The 399-nt window shown below is 64.9% G+C and carries 1 protein-coding gene; it reads left to right on the top strand.

Annotated features, from left to right (window positions below; all coding sequences use genetic code 11):
* The coding region (locus EA795_RS21115; RefSeq protein ID WP_122079256.1) for a hypothetical protein at positions 1-399 on the top strand (399 nt) is incomplete at both ends.

Here is a 399-nt window from a genome sequence, read left to right as displayed (position 1 = left end):
TCTACTACGTCGAGAACGGCAACTACGCCGAAAGCTACCTCACCAACAACGCCGGCGAGGCGCGCGCCGTTGGCAATACCGCGATGATCAATGCGCTGATCGACGCCGCGCTGGCGAACTGGTCCGGTGCTGCCAGCACCGTTTCCATCGTGCCGGACATCGCCGGCCGTGACGCCCTGATCGCCACCCTCGAAGCCAACGCCATGATCCTGGTGGTGGACGCCACCGGTGACCCGACCGTGACCGCCGGATCGGCGCTCTACGCCTACGCGTTCGATACCGAGACGACCTACAAGATCGCCGAATACGAGTCCATGGACGTGGTGCTCCAGTGGAGCGACCTGCAGGGTGGGCCCACCAGCACACCAGCGCAGATCGACAACGCCGTCAGCATGGCCC

The sequence above is a fragment of the Stutzerimonas nitrititolerans genome, assembly GCF_003696285.1.
Taxonomy (GTDB): domain Bacteria; phylum Pseudomonadota; class Gammaproteobacteria; order Pseudomonadales; family Pseudomonadaceae; genus Stutzerimonas; species Stutzerimonas nitrititolerans.
This window is presented reverse-complemented; position numbering and strand designations above follow the sequence as displayed.